General features: G+C 69.8%; 13 protein-coding genes. 10 read left to right on the top strand and 3 right to left on the bottom strand.

Annotation, left to right across the window (positions count from 1 at the left end; translation table 11 throughout):
* The first annotated feature begins 4 nt into the window (after nt 1–4).
* From cobN to BAMB_RS07895, 6 genes are all read left to right on the top strand, one after another.
* Nucleotides 5–3,817, top strand: coding sequence for a cobaltochelatase subunit CobN (gene cobN, locus BAMB_RS07870; protein ID WP_011656844.1), 3,813 nt, complete (start codon nt 5–7; stop codon nt 3,815–3,817).
* A complete protein-coding gene (locus tag BAMB_RS07875; protein WP_011656845.1) occupies nt 3,814–4,908 on the top strand; it encodes a magnesium chelatase ATPase subunit I in 1,095 nt (364 codons plus the stop codon). Before cobN ends, BAMB_RS07875 begins: the two co-directional genes overlap by 4 nt.
* A gap of 68 nt (nt 4,909–4,976) precedes the next feature.
* Entirely contained in the window at nt 4,977–5,585 is a 609-nt protein-coding gene (locus BAMB_RS07880) for a vWA domain-containing protein (protein ID WP_011656846.1), read from the top strand.
* A 132-nt stretch (nt 5,586–5,717) separates the two neighbouring features.
* Complete coding sequence (locus BAMB_RS07885) at nt 5,718–6,170, top strand: YaiI/YqxD family protein (protein WP_011656847.1); 453 nt, start codon at nt 5,718–5,720, stop codon at nt 6,168–6,170.
* A 133-nt stretch (nt 6,171–6,303) separates the two neighbouring features.
* Complete coding sequence (locus BAMB_RS07890) at nt 6,304–6,876, top strand: DUF1993 domain-containing protein (RefSeq protein ID WP_011656848.1); 573 nt, start codon at nt 6,304–6,306, stop codon at nt 6,874–6,876.
* A gap of 36 nt (nt 6,877–6,912) precedes the next feature.
* A complete protein-coding gene (locus tag BAMB_RS07895) occupies nt 6,913–7,239 on the top strand; it encodes a low molecular weight protein tyrosine phosphatase family protein (protein WP_011656849.1) in 327 nt (108 codons plus the stop codon).
* 27 nt (nt 7,240–7,266) lie between these two features.
* Here the strand turns inward: BAMB_RS07895 and BAMB_RS07900 are convergent, their stop codons facing one another.
* Both BAMB_RS07900 and BAMB_RS07905 read right to left on the bottom strand, forming a co-directional pair.
* On the bottom strand, nt 7,267–7,695 hold the full coding sequence (locus tag BAMB_RS07900) for an NUDIX hydrolase (protein ID WP_011656850.1): 429 nt from the start codon (nt 7,693–7,695) through the stop codon (nt 7,267–7,269).
* A 162-nt stretch (nt 7,696–7,857) separates the two neighbouring features.
* The gene (locus BAMB_RS07905; protein WP_011656851.1) at nt 7,858–8,097 is read right to left on the bottom strand and encodes a hypothetical protein; all 240 of its coding nucleotides are present in this window, start codon (nt 8,095–8,097) and stop codon (nt 7,858–7,860) included.
* A 271-nt stretch (nt 8,098–8,368) separates the two neighbouring features.
* Here BAMB_RS07905 and BAMB_RS07910 point away from each other — a divergent pair, with 271 nt between their 5' ends.
* From BAMB_RS07910 to BAMB_RS07925, 4 genes are all read left to right on the top strand, one after another.
* Entirely contained in the window at nt 8,369–9,535 is a 1,167-nt protein-coding gene (locus BAMB_RS07910) for a CaiB/BaiF CoA transferase family protein (protein WP_011656852.1), read from the top strand.
* A 118-nt stretch (nt 9,536–9,653) separates the two neighbouring features.
* Nucleotides 9,654–10,955, top strand: coding sequence for a CitMHS family transporter (locus tag BAMB_RS07915; RefSeq protein ID WP_011656853.1), 1,302 nt, complete (start codon nt 9,654–9,656; stop codon nt 10,953–10,955).
* A 141-nt stretch (nt 10,956–11,096) separates the two neighbouring features.
* On the top strand, nt 11,097–12,263 hold the full coding sequence (locus BAMB_RS07920) for an acyl-CoA dehydrogenase family protein (protein ID WP_011656854.1): 1,167 nt from the start codon (nt 11,097–11,099) through the stop codon (nt 12,261–12,263).
* Nucleotides 12,264–12,323: 60 nt separating this feature from the next.
* Nucleotides 12,324–13,067: an IclR family transcriptional regulator gene (locus tag BAMB_RS07925; protein ID WP_011656855.1), complete on the top strand. Its 744-nt coding sequence runs from the start codon at nt 12,324–12,326 to the stop codon at nt 13,065–13,067.
* 130 nt (nt 13,068–13,197) lie between these two features.
* Here the strand turns inward: BAMB_RS07925 and BAMB_RS07930 are convergent, their stop codons facing one another.
* Complete coding sequence (locus tag BAMB_RS07930) at nt 13,198–14,553, bottom strand: chitinase (protein WP_011656856.1); 1,356 nt, start codon at nt 14,551–14,553, stop codon at nt 13,198–13,200.
* Nucleotides 14,554–14,771 lie beyond the last annotated feature (218 nt).

Raw genomic sequence — 14,771 nt, forward strand, 5'->3', positions numbered from 1 at the left:
CGCGATGCATCTGCTGCGCACCACGCCGGGCGGCTTCGTCGACGATACGCAGGGCGTCGTCCGGATCGACCAGCAGCCGGCCGACATCGTGATCCTGAGTTCGGCCGATACGACCTTGTCGCTGCTGGCCAGCGTCGTGCCGAAGCTGCCGGCCGGCTTTCCGAGCGTGCGGCTCGCGAACGTCACGTTCCTGCGGCAGCCCGCGTCGGTCGATTTCTATGTCGACGACGTGCTGCGTCATGCGAAGACGGTCGTGATCGATCATCTCGGCGGCGAAGCGTACTGGCCGTACGGGATCGAACAGGCCGTGTCGCTGGCGTCCAAGCGCCGGCAGCAGCTCGCGATGTTCTCGGGCGACCTGCAGGAAGACCCGAACCTCGTCGCGAAGAGCACGGTCGCGCCGGCGCTGTGCCGGCTGTGGTGGCGCTACCTGCGCGACGGCGGGATGCACAACGCCGAAGCGCTGCTGCGCAGCATCGCATTCCATACGCTCGGCTTCGGCGACGAACCCGAGCCGCCGCGCCCGCTGCCGGCCGCCGCGCTGTATCACCCGGCGCGCGACCCGGCGAGCGTCGACGACTGGCGCGCGCGCTGGACGCCCGGCGCACCCGTGGTCGCGATCCTGTTCTATCGCGCGCACTGGCAGGCCGCGAACACGGCCGTGTTCGACGCGCTGGCCGATGCGCTCGTGCGCGAAGGGCTCAATCCGCTGCCGATCGCGGTCACGTCGCTGAAGGACGCGGTGAGCCGCGAGGTCATCACGCAGCTCTGCGACACGCACGGCGTCGCGCTCGTGCTGAACACCACGGCCTTCGCGGCCGGCGCGATCGATAGCCCCGAGCCCGACATACTCGCCGGCGACGCGCCGGTGCTGCAGGTGATCCTGTCCGGCGGCAACCGCGACGCGTGGGTGGCCGACAACCAGGGGCTGCACGCGCGCGACATCGCGATGCACATCGCGTTGCCTGAAGTCGACGGGCGCATCGTCACGCGCGCGGTGAGCTTCAAGGGGCTCGCGTATCGGTGTCCGCACACCGAAGTCGACGTCGTGCGCTACCAGCCGGACGCCGAACGGATCGCGTTCGTCGCGGCGCTCGCGCGCGGCTGGTGCCGGCTGCGCACGCTCGACAATGCCGACAAGCGCATCGCGCTGATTCTCGCGAACTATCCGCAAAGCGAAGGGCGGATCGGCAACGGCGTCGGGCTCGACACGCCGGCGTCCGCGCTGCGCGTGCTCGCGGCGCTGCGCGACGCGGGCTATGCGGTAGCCGACCTGCCGGCCGACGGCGACGCGCTGATCGCGCGGCTCACCGAAGGCGTGACCAACGACCCGGCCGTGCGCGCACTGCGCCCCGCGTTCCAGAGTTTCGCGCTGGCCGATTACGTCGCGCATTTCGCGCGGCTGCCGGCCGCCGTGCGCGATGCGCTGAACGAGCGCTGGGGGCCGCCCGACGCGGACCCGACGCTGCGCCAAGGGCGCTTCCCGATCGCCGGCTGGCGCGCGGGCAACGTGTTCGTCGGCATCCAGCCGTCGCGTTCGCGCGGCGAGAACGACTATGCGAGCTACCACGACGCGGACCTCGTGCCGCCGCACGCTTACCTCGCGTTCTATTTCTGGCTGCGCGATGCGTTCGGCATCGACGCGGTCATCCACCTCGGCAAGCACGGCAACCTCGAATGGCTGCCGGGCAAGAGCGTCGCGCTGTCCGACGCGTGCTGGCCGGACCTGACACTCGGGCCGCTGCCGCATCTGTATCCGTTCATCGTCAACGATCCGGGCGAGGGCAGCCAGGCGAAGCGCCGCGCGCAGGCCGTGATCATCGATCACCTGATGCCGCCGCTCACGCGCGCGGAAAACTACGGCCCGCTGCAGGATCTCGAACGGCAGGTCGACGAATACTACGAAGCGCTGATGGTCGATGCGCGGCGCGCGAGGCTGCTGCGCAAGACGATCCTCGCGACGATCGCCGAACACCGGCTGCATGACGAGCTGAGCGTGTCGCCGCCGCGCGACGCCGGCGACGAGGACGCGCTGCTCACGCGCGTCGACGCCTGGCTGTGCGAATTGAAGGAAGCACAGATTCGCGACGGGCTGCACGTGTTCGGCGCGTCGCCGCTCGACCGCCAGCGGCGCGATACGCTGCTCGCGCTCGCACGCTTTCCGGTCGGCGACGGCAAGGGCGAACGCGCGGGGCTGATCGCCGCGCTCGCGCGCGATCTCGCGCTCGGCGACGATTTCGATCCGCTCGCGGCCGACTGGGCTGCGCCGTGGACGGGCCCGCGGCCGGCCGTTCTGCAGGCGCTCGACGCGTCGCCGTGGCGCCATGCGGGTGACACGCGCGAGCGGCTCGAGCGGCTCGCGCAGCAGTGGCTCGATGGACTGTGCCGTGCGAATGTCGGCGGCGATGCCGGCATCGATGCGACGCCGCCGGGTGCATGGCCGCACACGCTCGCCGTGCTCGAACGCGTGCGCGCGACGCTGCTGCCCGCGCTCGACGCGTGCGGCGGCGAGGAACTGCGCCAGCTGCTGCGCGGGCTCGACGGCCGCTTCGTGCCGCCGGGGCCGAGCGGCTCGCCGTCGCGCGGCCGTCCCGACGTGCTGCCGACGGGCCGCAACTTCTATTCGGTCGATACGCGCGCGGTGCCGACGCAGGCCGCGTGGTCGCTCGGGCTGAAATCCGCGCAGCAGCTGATCGAACGCCATCTGCAGGATCACGGCGACTATCCGCGCGCGATCGGGCTGTCGGTCTGGGGCACGGCCACGATGCGCACCGGCGGCGACGATATCGCGCAGGCCTTCGCGCTCATCGGCGTGCGGCCGAAATGGGCGCACGGCAGTCATCGCGTGACCGACTTCGAGATCCTGCCGATCGAGATCTTCGACCGGCCGCGCATCGACGTGACGCTGCGCGTGTCGGGCTTCTTCCGCGACGCGTTTCCGAACCTGATGCACCTGTTCGACGCGGCCGTGCAGGCCGTCGCCGCGCTCGACGAGCCCGAGGCGCTGAACCCGATCCGCGCGCGCATCGAGCGCGAACGCGCGACCTGGATCGAGCGGGGCGTGGCGCCCGACGAAGCGCGACGCCGCGCCGGCTGGCGCGTGTTCGGCGCGCGGCCGGGCAGCTACGGTGCGGGCCTGCAGGACATGATCGACCAGCGCCGCTGGCAGACCGACGCCGATCTCGCCGCCGCGTATCGCCAGTGGGGCGGCCATGCGTACGCGCAGAACAGCGCGGGCGACGCGGCCCCCGACGTGTTCGGCGAGCGGCTCGCGGCGATCGACGTCGTCGTGCAGAACCAGGACAGCCGCGAACACGACATCCTCGACTCGAACGACTACTACCAGTTCCAGGGCGGGATGACGGCGGCCGTGCGCCACCTGTCCGGCCAGCAGCCGAGCATCTACCACGGCGACCATGCGAACCCGGTCGCGCCGAAGATGCGCACGCTGCGCGAGGAGATCGCGCGCGTGATCCGCTCACGCGTCGTCAACCCGAAATGGCTCGACGGCGTGAAGCGTCACGGCTACAAGGGCGCGGCCGAAATGGCCGCGACCGTCGACTACCTGTACGGCTATGACGCGACCGCCCGCGTGCTGTCGGACCATCAGTACGCGCTCGTCGCCGACGCGTACCTGTTCGACGACGACACGCGTGCGTTCCTCGAACGACACAACCCGAAGGCGCTGCACGGCATCTGCGAACGCTTTGTCGAAGCGATGCAGCGCGGGCTGTGGCAGCAGCCGGGCGACTATCGCGAGCGGATCGAAGCGGTCTGGCTCGACAGCGAACAACTCCAGGAAGGAGGACGGCGATGACCGATCCGACGACGCCCCGCGCACGCGCGGTGTTCCCGTTCGCGGCACTGGTCGCGCAGCAACCGTTGCAGCAGGCGCTGCTGCTCGCCGCGATCGACCCGTCGCTCGGCGGCGTGCTCGTCAGCGGGCCGCGCGGCACCGCGAAATCGACCGCCGCGCGCGCGCTGGCGGAATTGCTGCCCGAAGGCGAATTCGTCACGCTGCCGCTGTCGGCGAGCGACGAGCAGGTCACCGGCACGCTCGATCTCGCCCATGCGCTCGCCGCCAACGGCGTGCGCTTCCGGCCGGGCCTGCTCGCCCGCGCGCATCGCGGCGTGCTGTACGTCGATGAGGTGAACCTGCTCGCCGACGGGCTCGTCGATACGCTGCTCGACGTCGCCGCGAGCGGCGTGAACGTGGTCGAGCGCGATGGCGTGTCGCACGCGCACGATGCGCGCTTCGTGTTGGTCGGCACGATGAATCCCGAGGAAGGCGAGCTGCGCCCGCAACTGCTCGACCGCTTCGGGCTGATGGTCGAGCTCGAGAACTGCTTCGACGCCGCGCAGCGCGAACGGATCGTGAAGGCGCGCCTCGCGTTCGATCTCGATCCGGATGCGTTTCGTGCGCGTCACGCAAGCGCGCAGCGAGAACTTCGCGACGGGATTCATGCGGCGCGGGCCCGGCTGTCGGCGCTCGATTTCGACGATGCGGTTCACGCCCGCGTGAGCGCGCTGTGCATCGACGCGGCCGTCGACGGCCTGCGCGCCGACCTCGTGATGCTGCGCGCCGCGCGCGCGCTCGCGGCGCTGGAGCAGGCCGACGCGGTGACGGTGTCGCATGTCGAACGCGTGGCCGACGCGGTGCTGCGGCATCGGCGTCATGCGGGCGCGCCGCCGTCGTCGGGCGCGCCGCCATCGCGCGGCGACGGCGACCGCGACCGCGACCGCGACGAGCGTTCGCCACCGGACACACGCCGGCAACCCGACGATCAACCGGGCGCGGCACGCAACGATGCGACGGCATCGCAAGGCGAGTGGGGCTACTTGCCACCCGAACCGGCCGGCTTGCGCGATGTGAAAAGCGTGGTGCCGCTGCCGCTAAAAAAACGCTGAGCCATCGAGCGGACGCCGCCGCGAACGCCGTTCGCGGTCCTCGATGGCAGCCAGGCGCCGCCGCGCGCGTGCCGGGGACGGCACGCGCCGGCACGGCCGTGGCGTGGCCGGCGACGCTCGCCGCGAAGCGCGGCGGCCCGCTGCACGCCGGCCATCTGCGTTTTCGCAAACAGGCCGGCGCCCCGCGCGCGCTCCATTGCTTCGTGCTCGACTGTTCGGCGTCGATGTTGTCGCACGAACGGCTCGCGCTCGCAAAAGGGTTGATCGTCGCGTACTTCGACCAGGCCGCACGCGACCGCGTGGAAACCGCGCTGATCTGCTTCGGCGGCAACGGCGCCGCGCGGCGTTTCGGCCCGGCCGTGCCGCGCTGGTGGAACGCGCGCTGGCTCGAGCCGGTGGACGGCGGCGGCGGCACGCCGCTCGCGGACGGCATCGCGGCCGCCGCGCAACTGCTCGCGCGCGCGGCACGGCGTACGCCGGACCAGCAGCGCTGGCTGTGGGTGCTGTCCGACGGACGCACGCGCGAAACGGCACCGAAACCGGCGGCCGCCGATCACGTCGTGTTCGTCGATTTCGATGACGCGGCCGTGCGGATCGGGCAGGGCAGGCGGCTCGCCGACGCATGGGGCGCGCAATGGACGACGGCCGCGTCGCTGTGCCCCGGGGTGACCGGCTGATCGGCTGATTGGCTGATTGGCTGATTGGCTGATCCGGTTGACCGGTTGACCGGTTGATCGAAACAGCGACCGCGCGGGACGATCGCCGGCGCTGCGCTATGATCGCGGTTTCTGCTCACCGGAACGTCTGCCATGCAAGTACTCGTCGATGCCGACGCGTGTCCCGCCGTCATCAAGGACATGCTGTTTCGCGCCGCGCGTCGTGCCGAGATCTGCGTGACGCTGGTCGCGAACCAGTTTCTGCGTACGCCGCCGTCGCCGTTCATCAAGTCGGTGCAGGTGCCGGCCGGCTTCGACGTCGCCGATGCGCGAATCGTCGAGCTCGCGCAAGCCGGCGATCTCGTGATCACCGCCGATATCCCGCTGGCCGCGGCCGTCCTCGACAAGGGCGCGCATGCGCTCGACCCGCGCGGCAACTGGTTCAGCCGCGAGAACATCGAAGAGCGCCTGTCGACGCGCGCGATGATGGATCAACTGCGCAGCTCGGGCGTCGACACGGGCGGCCCGGCCCCGTTCAGCGCACGCGACGGCAAGGCGTTCGCGTCGCAGCTCGACCGGTTCCTGGCACGCCACGGCAAGCCCTAAGGCCCGCGCCCCCGGCGCCGGCCGTGCGCCGTGCGATGCGTCACCGGTTTCGCGTCGAATCGTCGGCTGCGGCAGAATACGGATTCGCCGCGACATGGGTATCGCTGCGCCAACGAACCACCGGAGGGCATGGATGTCACCAACCCAACTTCTCGTTCCGACGTTGACCCAGATGCTGCGCGCGCAATCCGCGTGGCTCGACAAGGCCGTCGCGCACCGGCAGGCCACCGGCGACGCGCCCGATGCGCTGCTGACGCTGAAGCTCGCGCCCGACATGTATCCGCTCGCCGCACAGGTGCGGTTCTCGTGCTTCCAGGCGATGGAGCCCGTCTACCGGCTGCGCGGCGAACGGCTGCCGGATGCGCTGCTCGCGCTACGCGAAGCCGGCTGGCACGCCGATGCGCAGCCGGGCACGGTGAGCGACGCGCAAGGGATCCTCTCCGGCACGATCGCATTCCTCGGCGAACTCGCGCCCGACGCGCTCGATGGCGGCGCCGCGCGGCCGATCGCCCTCGAGCTGCCGAACGGCATCGCGTTCGACATGACGGGCGAGCAGTACGTGCGCGACTGGGCGCTGCCGCAGTTCTACTTTCACGCGATCGCCGCATACGCGATCCTGCGCCATTACGGCGTCGAGCTCGGCAAGGCCGACTACGTGCCGCACATGCTGGCGTACGTGCGCCCCGACACGATTCCGCAGGGTTGAACGGATGACCGGACGAGCCGGTCGCGGCGCGCCGGCATGACGCGGGCGCTCTTCAACTGCAGCCGCAACCGGCTGCACAGCCCGACCGCCGAAGCCGTGTTCGCGGCATGGCCGGGTGTCGAAACCGACTCCGCGGGGCTCGCGCCCGACGCCGACACGCAAGTGTGCGTCGAGCAGCTCGAATGGGCCGAGATCGTGTTCGTAATGGAGCGCGCGCACAAGGCGAAGCTCACCGCCCGGTTCGGCGCCCGACTGAAGCACAAGAAGATCGTCTGCCTCGACATTCCCGACCGCTACACGTACATGCAGCCCGAGCTGATCGCGCTGCTCGAACGCAAGGTCGGGCCGTTGCTGCGCGCATGACCGGGGCGTGACCGGCGCGGGGCCGGTTCAGCGCAGACGAAGCGGGCCGTCAGCAAGCGGGGAAAAGCGGTCGAGGTGCAGCAGCTCGATGATCTTGCGGGTCGGTACGCTCGCGCGCAGCGTCTCGAGGCGTTCGACGTCGAACCACTTGCAGCGCGCGATCTCGTTGCTCGCGCGCGGGACCAGATGTTTCGGCACGTCGGCCACGAACACGTGATGGAGCTTCGTGAGACCGCCGAACTGCACCGCATAGTCGAGCGCGAGCCCTTCGAGCCGCGTTTCCTCCGCCAGCTCCCGCTGCGCGGCCTCCAGCGGTGTCTCGCCGCGCCGGATCGTGCCGCCGGGCAGCGTCCAGCGCGCCGCGGTGCGCGCGACCAGCAGCACGCTGCTGCGCTGGCGGCACACGATCGTGGCGCGCTCCTTGATGCTGGCGACGGTATCCGGCCCGGTATTCATGTTCGGCAAAACAGGTACTGAATCGTGGAGTGAAATGCACGTGCACCGGCGTTGCCGGCCAGTCGCCCGATGGGCTGAGACGACGGCGTGCAAAGCCGCCGCGCCGATCATACCGGCCGTTCGTGACAGTTCCGTGCGTTGCCGCGCGGCACGCGCAACGCGTCACGCGTGCGTCTGGATCACCGGGCGTGCCGGCTTCCCGGACCGCGCATGACGCCGTTTGTGCAGCGCATGCCGGTGACGCGGCGGCGTCACGTGCCGATGGGCGGGCGCGGGCCGTGCCGTCGGCGCGGCGGCCCGCGGCTGTGATTGTCCCTCGCCAAAATGGAAGGTCTGGGTTTGCGCGCGGGCGACGCCCAACGTCGACGCGAGCACGAGGGCCGCGAGCAGCATGCGTATCATGAAATTTCCGCCTTGGTTCGGATGAGCACCGTCCGCAGCTTAGCGAACCGCGGCCCGGCGCGGCAACCGGCGTGCGTTCGACGTCGTCCCCACGTGCAGGTTGCCGCGTCCTCCGCGGGGTTGCCCGCGTATGCCCGGCTTGACAATAAAATTCTCCGGTGTGAATATAAATTCACGCACAAGAATTATTATTCGAGCCAGGAAAACCGCGCCGCACAGTCGGCATGGCGGAACCCGGCGGTCCGAACAACCGGAAGCAGGAGCGAGACGCATGGCGGAGCTGGAGCAGCAGGGCGCGTTGGCGGGGTTGCGCATCATCGATCTGTCGCGGGTGCTGGGCGGCCCGTACGCGACCCAGATTCTCGCCGACCACGGCGCGGAGGTGATCAAGGTCGAACCGCCGTCGGGCGACGAGACGCGCACCTGGGGCCCGCCGTTCGACGGCGACACCGCGTCGTATTTCCTCGGCGTGAACCGCAACAAGCTCGGCATCGCGCTCGACCTGACGAAGCCGGAAGATCGCGAACGGCTGCTCGGGCTGCTCGAACATGCGGACGCGCTGGTCGAGAACTTCAAGATCGGCACGATGGAACGCTGGGGCCTCGGCTTCGACGTGCTGCATGCGCGCTTTCCGCGCCTCGTCTATTGCCGCGTGTCGGGCTTCGGCGCGGACGGCCCGCTCGGCGGGCTGCCCGGCTACGACGCGGCCGTGCAGGCGCTGGCCGGGCTGATGAGCGTGAATGGCGAAGCGGGGGGCGCGCCGCTGCGCGTGGGCGTGCCGATCGTCGATCTCGTCACCGGGCTGAACGCGGCGCTCGGCGTGCTGATGGCGCTGCGCGAACGCGATGCGAGCGGGCGCGGCCAGTTCGTCGAATCGACGCTGTTCGACTGCGCGCTGTCGATCCTGCATCCGCATACGCCGAATTTCTTCCACTCCGGGAAGGCGCCGGTGCGCACCGGCAACGCGCATCCGAACATCACGCCGTACGACAGCTTTCCGACCGCGAGCGTCGACATCTTTCTCGCGGTCGGCAACAACGGGCAGTTCGCCGCGCTGTGCGACGTGCTCGGCACGCGCGACTGGCCCGACGACCCGCGCTTCACCGACAACCGCGCGCGCAGCGCGAACCGCGCCGCATTGCGCGCGCTGCTCGAAACGGCGCTGGCCGCACACGACGGCGCGGCGCTCGCCGAGCAGCTGATGCGCCGCGGCGTGCCGTGCGCGCCCGTGCTCGGGCTCGATGCGGCGCTCGACCATCCGCACGTCGCGCATCGGCAGATGAAGGTCGAACTGGGCCGGCACCGCGGCATCGCGTCGCCGATCAAGCTCGGCCGCACGCCGGCCACGTACCGGCGGCCGCCGCCCGCGCTGAACGAACACGCGGCGCAGGTGTTTGCCGACGCGCCACGAGACGACAACGGCGAGCACGGCAACTGACACGCAGCGCGGCCGGCGGCAATGCGATGGCGTCGCCCGCCGCCGCACCGCGTCACGCCGCTTCGAACATCACGCCGCGCCGCGCCCCGATGCGCGCCGGCGCCAGAGGAGACACATCATGCTCGCATGGATCGGCGCGATCGCGATCGTCGCGCTGTTCGGCCTGATCATCACGAAGCGGCTGTCGCCGCTCGTCGCGTTGATCGTCGTGCCGGTGGCCGCGTCGCTCGCGGCCGGCTTCGGACTCTCGACCGGCAAGTTCATCGTGCACGGCGTACAGAACATTGGCCCGATCGCCGGCATGTTCGTTTTTGCGATTCTATTTTTCGGAATCCTCACCGACGCGGGGATGCTCGACCCGATCATCGCGGGCGTATTGCGCGTGATCGGCTGCCATCCGCCGCGCATCGTGATGGGCTCGGCGCTGCTCGCGCTGCTGATCCATCTGGACGGCTCGGGCGCCGTCACGTTTCTCGTCACGCTGCCCGCGATGATGCCGCTCTATACGCGGCTCGGGATGGACCGGCGAATTCTCGCGTGCGTCGCGTCGATGGCGGCCGGCGTCAACTTCCTGCCGTGGGTCGGGCCGATGCTGCGCGCGTCCGCGGCGCTGCATATTCCCGGCTCGGCGATCTTCATGCCGATGATCCCCGTGCAGATCGTCGGGCTCGTGTTCGTGTTCGGCACCGCGTACGTGCTCGGTGCGCGCGAGGCGAAGCGGCTCGGGCTCGATCGCGCCGGCGCGGCGTCGCTCGCGATCGCGCCGCGCGAGCTGACCGACGCCGAACGCGCGCTGCGCCGGCCCGGGCGTTTCCGGATCAACCTGGCGCTGACGCTCGTCGTGCTCGGCACGCTGGTGTCGGGCATCGTCGACCCGATGGTGATGTTCATGCTCGGCACGGTCGCCGCGCTCGTCATCAACTATCCGGACGTGCAGGCGCAGCGCGAGCGGATCGACGCACATGCGAAGGCCGCGCTGATGATGGCGAGCGTGCTGCTCGCGGCCGGCGCGTTCACCGGAATCATGTCCGGCACCGGGATGCTGAAGGCGATGGCCGAGGTCGTCGTCGCGCACGTGCCGGTCGAACATGCGCGCCACATGCCGTTCGTGCTCGGCCTGCTGTCGATGCCGCTCAGCCTGCTGTTCGATCCCGATTCGTTCTACTTCGGCGTGCTGCCGGTGCTCGCGGAAAGCGGGAAGCTGCTCGGCGTACCGCCGATCCAGATGGCGCAGGCCGCGCTGCTCGGCCAGATGACGACCGGTTTCCCGGTCAGCCCGCTCACGCCGGCGACGTTCCTGATCGTCGGCCTGACCGGCGTCGAGCTGGCCGAGCACCAGAAATTCACGATTCCGTTCCTGTTCGCCGCCACCGTGCTGATGGTGTTCGCCGCGGTGATCGTGGGCGTGTTTCCGTTGTGAGCGCGCCGGACGTGCCGCTTCGCGCCGATGTTCCGGGCGGTCCATCCCGCAAACGGACGCTTTTCGACGCCAAGCGCTGGCTCCATCCGGCGTGTTGCTGAGAGCGGCGCGGCCGCTCGCCTATTTCCAGGAGTGCAATCCATGCAGTTCGACCTGACCGACGACCAGCGCGCGATCGAAAGCGCGATCGAGAAAATCTGCGAACGCTTCGGCGACGACTACTGGCTCGAACGCGATCGCGCGGGCGGGTTTCCGTCCGACTTTCACGCGGCGCTCGCCGAGGCCGGCTGGCTCGGCATCGCGATGGACCCGGCCCACGGCGGCGCCGGCCTCGGGATGACCGAGGCCGCGCTGATGATGCGCACGATCAGCGCGTCGGGCGCCGGCCTGTCGGGTGCCTCGGCCGTCCACATGAACATCTTCGGGCTGAACCCGGTGCAGGTGTTCGGCAACGACGCGCAGAAGGCGCGCTTCCTGCCGCCGCTGATCGCCGGGCGCGACAAGGCCTGCTTCGCGGTGACCGAGCCCGACGCGGGCCTCGACACGACGCACCTGAGCACGCAGGCACGCCGCGATGGCGACCACTACGTGCTGAGCGGGCGCAAGATCTGGATCTCGACCGCGCAGGTCGCGAACAAGATGCTGATCATCGCGCGCACGACGCCGCTCGACGCGGTCGCGAAGCCGACCGACGGGCTCAGCCTGTTCTACACCGACCTCGACCGGTCGCGCGTCGAGGTGCGCGAGATCGAGAAGATGGGCCGCAAGGCCGTCGATTCGAACATGCTGTTCATCGACAACCTGCGCGTGCCGCGCGACGACCTGATCGGCAACGAGGGCGACGGCTTCCGTTATCTGCTGCACGGGCTGAATCCCGAGCGGATCCTGATCGCCGCCGAGGCGATCGGCCTCGGGCAGGCCGCGCTGCGGCGCGCGACGCAGTATGCGTGCGAGCGCGTCGTGTTCGGCCGGCCGATCGGGCAGAACCAGTCGATCCAGCATCCGCTCGCGCAGGCGTGGATGCAGCTCGAGGCCGCGTGGCTGATGGTGATGAAGGCCGCGACGCGCTACGACGCGGGGCAGTCGTGCGGGGCGGAGGCGAACGCCGCGAAGTACCTCGGCGCGGAAGCCGCGTTCGAGGCGTGCCAGACGGCGATCGCGACGCACGGCGGGATGGGCTATGCGAAGGAATACCATGTCGAGCGCTACCTGCGCGAGTGTATGATTCCGAGGCTCGCGCCCGTGAGCCCGCAACTGATCCTCTGCTACATCGCGGAGAAGGTGCTCGGGCTGCCGAAGTCGTACTGACCGTACCGACCCGGCGGCCCGCCCGGCGCGCGGCTTCCCGTTCCGAATCAAGCGCTCGACATGGACGTCAAACTCGTTGCCCGCACGCTCGACCTGTTCGAGCTGTTCGCCGCCGAACGGCGGCCGCTGCCGCTCACCGAGCTCGCGCGCCTGCTCAATGTGCCGGCGTCGAGCTGCCTGGCGATGGCGCGCACGCTCGTGAGCCGCGGCTATCTGTACGAGGTGCGCAAGCGCGGCGGCTACTACCCGACGCGGCGGCTGCAGACGATCGCCGCGGCGATCGACGCGACCGATCCGGTCGTCGACATCGTGCATCCGCATCTCGTCGCGCTGCGCGATGCGAGCCGCGAGACGGCCGTGCTCGGCAAGATCCAGGGCACGTCGGTCACGTATCTCGACGTCGTCGAATCCGAGCAGGCGATCCGCTATACGCGCCAGCCGGGCGAGCTGCGCCCGCTGCATGCGAACTCGATCGGCAAGGCGATCTTCGCGGAACTCGCGAGCGAGGCGCAGCAGGCGCTCGGCGCGCAGCTGTCATTCGAACGCTTCACCGACGCGAGCGTCGCGGACCTGCCGGCGCTCGTCGCGCAAACCGCGTGGTTTCGCGAACTGGGCTGGGCCGAGAACTTCGGCGAAAGCGCGCCCGAGCTGTCGGCGATCGCGGTCGCGCTGACGCTCGACGGCGACTGGTACGGGCTGTCGGTCGTCGGCCCGACCGAGCGGATCCGCCAGCATCGCGACACGCATGCGGCGCTGCTGGTCGACGCGAAGGCGCGGTTGCTGGCCGAGCAGGGGCGCGGGTAGCCAAGGCCGCGAAGCAGCGCGCAGCGCCTGCTTCGGCGGCCGTTCGCTGCCGCGCCGGACAGCGCGCCGGGGAACGGCCGCGGCCGGCCCGTCACGCGCCGGCGGGTCAAGACTTCACCACTTCACGACGTCACGACTTCACCCACACGCCGCCGGCGCTCGGGTTGTCGCCTTGCGTCCACCATTTCGCGCAGTATTTCGCGCCCTGATACATCACGCACGTGCCGCCCTGGTACGCGGTCGTTGCCGACCACGTCGCCGTGCCGCCGCCGATCGCTTTCCACACGCTCGCCTGGCCCGGTACGTCGCCCTGCGTCCACCATTGCGCCTGGTACGTCGTGCCCTGATAGGTGACCGTCGCGCCGGCCGTATAGACCTGGCCGGCCGACCAGGGCGCGCCGGGCTGCGGCGTGCCGCCGTTCGAGCCGCCGCCGTAGTTCGGATCCTGCGTGACGCCCGCGCCCCACTTGCCGTCGAGCTTGCGGAAGATCGACGCGAACGCGTACGGCTGCTGCGCGATGCCCGAGCAAGTCGGCGACACATACGCGCCGTTGTTCGGGCACGGCTGGTCGCGGCCGACCGACCAGTTGCCGAAGAACCCGTAACCGTTGTTGAGCGCCGTATTCAGCACGCTCTGCGCATTGGCGAGCGTGAAGGTTTCGCCCTGCACGTCGTTCATCCCGATCATCGGCGTGACCCCGACCATCTGCCAGAGTTGCGCGCCGGTCTTCGGCTGGCCGGCCGACTTGAACGCCGTGTCGAGCTGCGCGTAGAGCGCCTGCGCCGCGCTGATCGCCGCCGCGCCCATGTCGATGTTCGCGGGGCCGTAGTCCATCGTCATCAGGTTCACCGCGTCGAACGCGACCTTGTTCGCGATGGCCGCGGTCACGACGTTCACGCCATCCTGCGTGAGCCCGGTCGGCATCGTCGGCAGCGTCAGCGTGACGTGCAGCGGCCGGCCTTTCGCCGCGTAGTCGGACTGCAGCTGCGCAACCGCCTGGAAGTTGCGGGCGACGGCGGCGCTGTCCTGCTGCGATGCGCCCTCGATGTCGAAGTCGACATGCGTGAGGCCGTAGGTGTCGATCACGGTTTGATAGGCAGTCTTCAGCGCGGGGACGGTCGAGCACGCCTGCATCAGCGGCGTGCCGTTCGCGCCGCCGAACGAGACCGCGATCTCGCCGCCTTTCGCGCGATAGCTCGCGATCGACGTCGACAGCGACGCGAGCAGATCGCCGCTCGCACCGTTGCCGATCGGCTGCACGCCGCCCCAGGACGGCGCACAGCCGTTGCCCGCCGTCACGAACGCGAGCGTGAACTGCTGGATGCCTTGCTGGACGCCGATCCGGTCGACGAGCGGCGTCGGGTAGAGCGTCACGTCGACGAACGGCGCATAGACGCCGGCGCCATGGGACACGCTCGCGGCGGCGAGCAGGCAGCCCGCGACGAGGGCGCGCGGGTTGAATCGCGACAACACGGTGTTGTTCATTGTTTTCTCCAAGTGGAAGAGGGATACGCTGGCCCGCGTATCGCCGCCGGTCGGGCGGCTGCACATGCCCGCCCGGCGGCATGCACATCTTGAAGGATTAGCTCTGAACAATGAACGGTTGTGCGTTTTTTTTATTATTGCGCTGTGTGTAAGTAACAATCTTGCCGATTCGAGCGAATATTGAAACGTAATGCGGGCGATTTGTCCGCTTGGTCGTG

This window comes from Burkholderia ambifaria AMMD (assembly GCF_000203915.1).
Taxonomy (GTDB): domain Bacteria; phylum Pseudomonadota; class Gammaproteobacteria; order Burkholderiales; family Burkholderiaceae; genus Burkholderia; species Burkholderia ambifaria.

Excerpts from the sequence above, each read along its gene's own strand:
- cobN (WP_011656844.1), top strand. The coding sequence starts at position 5 with ATGCATCTGCTGCGCACCACGCCGGGCGGCTTCGTCGACGATACGCAG.
- BAMB_RS07875 (WP_011656845.1), top strand. The coding sequence starts at position 3,814 with ATGACCGATCCGACGACGCCCCGCGCACGCGCGGTGTTCCCGTTCGCG.
- BAMB_RS07885 (WP_011656847.1), top strand. The coding sequence starts at position 5,718 with ATGCAAGTACTCGTCGATGCCGACGCGTGTCCCGCCGTCATCAAGGAC.
- BAMB_RS07890 (WP_011656848.1), top strand. The coding sequence starts at position 6,304 with ATGTCACCAACCCAACTTCTCGTTCCGACGTTGACCCAGATGCTGCGC.
- BAMB_RS07895 (WP_011656849.1), top strand. The coding sequence starts at position 6,913 with ATGACGCGGGCGCTCTTCAACTGCAGCCGCAACCGGCTGCACAGCCCG.
- BAMB_RS07900 (WP_011656850.1), bottom strand. The coding sequence starts at position 7,695 with ATGAATACCGGGCCGGATACCGTCGCCAGCATCAAGGAGCGCGCCACG.
- BAMB_RS07905 (WP_011656851.1), bottom strand. The coding sequence starts at position 8,097 with ATGATACGCATGCTGCTCGCGGCCCTCGTGCTCGCGTCGACGTTGGGC.
- BAMB_RS07910 (WP_011656852.1), top strand. The coding sequence starts at position 8,369 with ATGGCGGAGCTGGAGCAGCAGGGCGCGTTGGCGGGGTTGCGCATCATC.
- BAMB_RS07915 (WP_011656853.1), top strand. The coding sequence starts at position 9,654 with ATGCTCGCATGGATCGGCGCGATCGCGATCGTCGCGCTGTTCGGCCTG.
- BAMB_RS07920 (WP_011656854.1), top strand. The coding sequence starts at position 11,097 with ATGCAGTTCGACCTGACCGACGACCAGCGCGCGATCGAAAGCGCGATC.
- BAMB_RS07925 (WP_011656855.1), top strand. The coding sequence starts at position 12,324 with ATGGACGTCAAACTCGTTGCCCGCACGCTCGACCTGTTCGAGCTGTTC.
- BAMB_RS07930 (WP_011656856.1), bottom strand. The coding sequence starts at position 14,553 with ATGAACAACACCGTGTTGTCGCGATTCAACCCGCGCGCCCTCGTCGCG.